This is a genomic window from Sphingorhabdus sp., from assembly GCF_044374345.1.
In the GTDB taxonomy this organism is placed as follows: Bacteria; Pseudomonadota; Alphaproteobacteria; order Sphingomonadales; family Sphingomonadaceae; genus Sphingorhabdus_B.
In genome coordinates this window covers 1-4,767 of sequence record NZ_JBILOS010000127.1, presented here as the reverse complement: position 1 = coordinate 4,767, position 4,767 = coordinate 1, and the positions used below count along the sequence as shown (strand labels likewise).

The following is a 4,767-nucleotide window of genomic DNA, read 5'->3' as shown; positions in this document are numbered from 1 at the left end:
TCCGGGTAGTGAGGGCGATTTTGGTGTGCTTGAGGGCCACAGCCCAATGATGAGCACGCTGCGTAACGATGCCGCGCTTGAGATTTACGCGACGCAGGGTGCGACGCCCGAGCGCCTGATCATCGCTGGTGGCTTTGCAGAAGTGAATGAGAACGGCCTGACCGTTCTGGCGGAGCGCGTCGAGGCTTAAGCCTCACGCGTTACGTCTCAGGGCGCTTCGTCGCCCCAGATGCGTGCCGTTTCAATATAACCATAGCGCCCTTCGGTTTCGAAGCGGCAATAGCCCTTTTCACATTCTTCGATAAGCCCGACCACACCGGGCTCCACGCGCCATGATATATGCGCGTTGGCTGCAGGCGCGTCACGCAATGCGCCAATTTCCTTACCGATGACGATCGCAGCCCGCTTCGGGCTCAGCAAGCGGACATGAAGCCATCCCTGCTCGCCATCGGGGTCTTGCACCTTGCGCCATACGCTGTGCACCGCCACCACCTTCACGGGCAGGTTTTCGCGTTTATACACCCATGTAACGGGAAATTCAGTACTTGGACCCGTGCGCATGCGCGCCTCTGGCTTCGAAATTGAGGCCCAATAAGGCGGCTTTTGTTGGGCCTGTCCGGTGGCAGACGCAGCACCAAAAAGCACGAGTGCCAATGCACCGCAACGCACTATCGAATTGTATTGATTAACCATAATTTTTACCACCAGCTTCATTCTATACCGTAAGCGCAGCGCGCTGCGCAACCATCCTGTCTTGACCTTGCGACATATTCGGCTTTAGTCACTGCCATGCCCGAACTTAGCCGCATTGAACGTCCATCTGTCTGCGTCACCCGCACGCTTCTTCCTGCTGTTGAAAAGCGCATGGCGGAACTGTTCGATGCGCGTTTCAATACTGATGATGCGCCCCTCACCCGTGATGCGCTTGTTGCTGCCATGGCGGACTGCGACGTGCTCGTGCCGACTGTCACGGACACCATCGATGCCAGCATCATCGCCGCTGCCCCGCCGCGCCTGAAACTGATTGCCAGCTATGGCGCCGGGGTCAATCATATCGATCTGGCCGCAGCAAAGGCCAAGGGCATCATGGTCACAAACACGCCCGGCGTGTTTACGGATGATACCGCTGACCTGACCATGGCGCTCATTTTGAACGTGCCCCGCCGGCTTGGCGAAGGACATCGTGCCATGCGCAATGGCGAATGGAGCGGCTGGAGCCCCACCGGCATGCTGGGTCACCGCATTGGTGGTAAGACGCTCGGCATTATCGGTCTTGGCCGTATTGGAGAGGCCGTCGCCATGCGCGCCAAGGCATTTGGCATGAATATCATTTACAACAAACGCAGCCGTTTGCCCGCCAGCGTTGAAGATGAACTGGGCGTCACGTTCGAACCCGACATCGATCGGCTGGTGGCCCGTTCGGACATCATCACGCTGCACTGTCCGCTGACGGCAGACACAGATAAAATCATCAATGCCGATCGCATCGCGCACATGAAACCCAATGCCTATGTCATCAACAGCTCACGCGGTGAATTGATCGATGAAGACGCCTTGATTGAGGCATTGCAAAGCGGGCGTATCGCGGGGGCAGGGCTTGATGTGTACACGCATGAGCCCGCCGTTGACTCACGGTTCCTCAGCATAGCCAACGCGGTGCTCCTTCCGCATTTGGGCAGTGCCACATATGAGGGACGCGAAGCATCGGGCGAGCGTGTTATTACAAATATCCGCGTATGGGCCGACGGCCACCGACCGCCAGATCAGGTGCTTGAGGGCTGGCAATAAGCAATTTTCTTTCGATTGCGGTCAGTTAGCCGTAATTTTATGCCTTGAGGCTTTGTTACGCCGCGCCTAGAGACGTGGCAAATAAGCGGGCGGGGAAATCATGATCCAGAAATTTGTGCAGGCAGCGCTGGTTTTAAGCGCAGCCATGTCAGCGCCAGCGATGGCACAGGCGGGCATGGTCGCCATCCCTGAAACCAATAGCGGTGATAGCGCGTGGATTTTGACCGCATCGGCTCTCGTGCTGATGATGACGCTTCCTGGCCTTGCGCTTTTTTATGGCGGATTGGTTCGCGCCAAAAACTTCTTATCGGTCCTCGTTCAATGCGGCGCGATTGCCGCTATTGCCTCGGTAATCTGGATTGTCATTGGCTATAGCCTGGCCTTTTCCGTGGGCGGCAACGGCTTCATTGGCTCGCTTGAAAATGTCATGTTCAATGGCTTGCTCGATTCTGTCCGTGAGGGGCAGACGACAGGCGCGCTTGCCTTTGCGCTTTTCCAGATGACATTTGCCATCATCACCCCTGCGCTCATCGTCGGCGCATGGGTCGAACGCGCCCGCTTTGGCTGGGTCGTGGCTTTCAGCGCCTTATGGTCGCTGCTCATCTATGTCCCCGTGACCCGTTGGGTTTGGGGCAGCGGTTTTCTGGCCGACCAGGGCGTCATTGATTTCGCCGGTGGCATTGTTGTGCACACCACGGCGGGTATTTCAGCGCTTGTTGTCGCGCTCATGCTTGGCAAGCGCATTGGCTTTCCCAAAACGCTTATGCTCCCGCATAGCCCCGCGCTCACAGTAGCCGGTGCCGGACTGCTCTGGGTGGGCTGGTTTGGCTTCAACGGCGGATCGGCTTTGGCGGCAAATGACGCTGCCGCCAGCGCGATTATCAACACCCATGTCGGGGCTTCGGTGGCTGCAATTGTCTGGCTGATGATTGAACGTATCAAGGTCGGCAAGGCGACCGCAGTCGGCTTTGCAACGGGTGCAGTCGCTGGACTCGCGACGATCACACCGGCAGCAGGGGTGATCGGCCCCGGTGGCGCGATCATTCTCGGCATATTGGCAGGCGTCGTCTGCTTCTGGTTTGTCGGCCTTGTCAAAGGCACGCTGAAAATCGATGACTCACTCGACGTTTTTGCGGTGCACGGTATCGGCGGGATACTTGGTTCCGTCCTGCTGGCGGTCTTTGCCAGCGAAACGTTTGGCGGCGCTGGCTATGCCGAAGGTGCGGGCATGGCATCGCAATTGTGGGTTCAGGTGAAAGCCGTTGCCATCGTCGGCGCCTATTCCGCCGTGGTCACGCTGATCATCGGCTATCTGGTGTCGATGGTCGTACCGATGCGTGTCAGCGAAGATCAGGAGCGTGACGGGCTTGATATTTCAAGCCATGGCGAACGCGCTTGGGATTTGGATTAAGCCGCCCCTGACGGCAACGTAATGCTACATAGCCCTTGATCGCGTTGCTTCGCGACCAAGGGCAATTTCTTGTAAATGAACCCGGCGTCAATCGCCCGTCAGGATGCGGTCGATCAATTGCTGCACAGTCGGGACGAAACCGTTCGAATAGAACGGATCCTTGCCGAACAGATAGGCGCTGTGCCCAGCGAACATCAGGTTTTCGTCGATGGGCGCACCGTGCGCGATGTTCTGCAATGCCTTTTGAATGCAGAAGCTGCGCGGATCAGCGAGGCGACCTGTCGAATTATTGTCATGGTCTTTCCACGACGAAAAACCGCAATGCGACAGACAGCCCATGCAGTCCTTTTGGTCCTTGCGAATGACTTCGCCCGACGGCGGCGTCACAAAGACCAAAGTGTTGTCCGGCGTCTTCAAGGCGACCGTAAACCCGCGTGCATCCCATTCGCGGGCCTTCATCAGGTCCGCAGGCTTCACCCAGAAATTCTTGCCCTTCACGCCGACATCCAGCTGCGCGGTGTGTTCCGCATCGGCGGCCTGCACATAGGCAATCTGGCGTTCTGAACGGGCCTGCAACTCAAGCAGGAACGGATTGATCACCGCGCTTGAATAGAAACCTGTTGGCGAAAACTGATGCAACAGCACGCCGTCTTCAGGAATTTTCGTCAGCGCGTCTTTCCAACCCTGTGGAATGGGGCTTTCCTGCGTGAGCAATGGCCGCGTACCCAGCTGAAATGCGATTTGCCCAAGCTCTGGATTATCAATCCAGTTGTTCCAGTCGCGCAAAAACCATACGCCGCCCGCCATGACGATCGGCACGTCGTCCGAAATGCCTTCGGCACGCATAACATCGCGCAGCGCCTTTACGCGTGGATAGGGATCTTCGGGGCTACGTGGATCTTCCGCGTTGGAAAGGCCGTTATGGCCACCGGCCAACCATGGATCCTCGTACACCACCGCACCCAACCATTCGGGCACCTTGTGATAGGCGCGTTTCCACAATGCACGGAATGCACGCGCGGAGCTGACGATAGGCAGATAATATACGCCATATTGCGCCGCAATTTCGGAAAGCTTGTAAGGCATGCCCGCGCCGCATGTGACGCCGGTGACCATTCCCTTGGTCGCTTCCAATATGCCGTGCAAAATGCGCTGCGATCCGCCCATTTCCCAAAGCACGTTGATATTGATGGCGCCTTTGCCATTGGCCATTTCATGTGCCAGGCGAACCTGCGCGATGCCGCCACGGATGCCGTACTCCACCAGCTCCTCATGACGTTCCGCACGTGTTTTCCCGTGAAAAACCTGCGGGATCATCTCGCCATTTTCATCATAGCTGTCGGCATTCACCGCCGAAACAGTGCCAATGCCGCCAGCAGCAGCCCATGCGCCAGAACTTGCGTGATTGGTAGCAGCAACGCCCTTGCCGCCCTCGACCAAAGGCCAAACTTCGCGGCCACCATAGATAATGGGTTTCAGACCCTTGAACACAATCACAACCCCCAATATTTATATCAAAAGCGCCGTTCAGCGTGCTCGCGCGCTATCGCAATTATCTAGCTTTGTCG

At 57.3% G+C, this 4,767-nt stretch carries 5 protein-coding genes; 3 read left to right on the top strand and 2 right to left on the bottom strand.

Translation table 11 applies throughout. The annotated features are described in order from the left end of the window. A partial coding sequence (gene atpC / locus ACIQ5B_RS10275; protein WP_397598933.1) for a F0F1 ATP synthase subunit epsilon occupies positions 1-190 on the top strand: 190 nt, incomplete at its 5' end. A gap of 17 nt (positions 191-207) precedes the next feature. On the opposite strand, the gene ACIQ5B_RS10270 is transcribed toward atpC, so the two are convergent. Next, on the bottom strand, positions 208-693 hold the full coding sequence (locus ACIQ5B_RS10270; RefSeq protein ID WP_397598932.1) for an SH3 domain-containing protein: 486 nt from the start codon (positions 691-693) through the stop codon (positions 208-210). Between the two features lie 96 nt (positions 694-789). Between ACIQ5B_RS10270 and ACIQ5B_RS10265 the strand changes: the two genes are divergently transcribed. Both ACIQ5B_RS10265 and ACIQ5B_RS10260 read left to right on the top strand, forming a co-directional pair. Beyond that, complete coding sequence (locus tag ACIQ5B_RS10265) at positions 790-1,788, top strand: 2-hydroxyacid dehydrogenase (protein WP_397598931.1); 999 nt, start codon at positions 790-792, stop codon at positions 1,786-1,788. Positions 1,789-1,888: 100 nt separating this feature from the next. Continuing rightward, positions 1,889-3,199 (top strand): ammonium transporter, encoded by a 1,311-nt coding sequence (locus ACIQ5B_RS10260; protein WP_397598930.1) that lies wholly within the window; start codon positions 1,889-1,891, stop codon positions 3,197-3,199. Positions 3,200-3,286: 87 nt separating this feature from the next. On the opposite strand, the gene ACIQ5B_RS10255 is transcribed toward ACIQ5B_RS10260, so the two are convergent. Next, the gene (locus ACIQ5B_RS10255) at positions 3,287-4,693 is read right to left on the bottom strand and encodes an NAD(P)H-dependent flavin oxidoreductase (RefSeq protein WP_397598934.1); all 1,407 of its coding nucleotides are present in this window, start codon (positions 4,691-4,693) and stop codon (positions 3,287-3,289) included. Between the last annotated feature and the right edge of the window lie 74 nt (positions 4,694-4,767).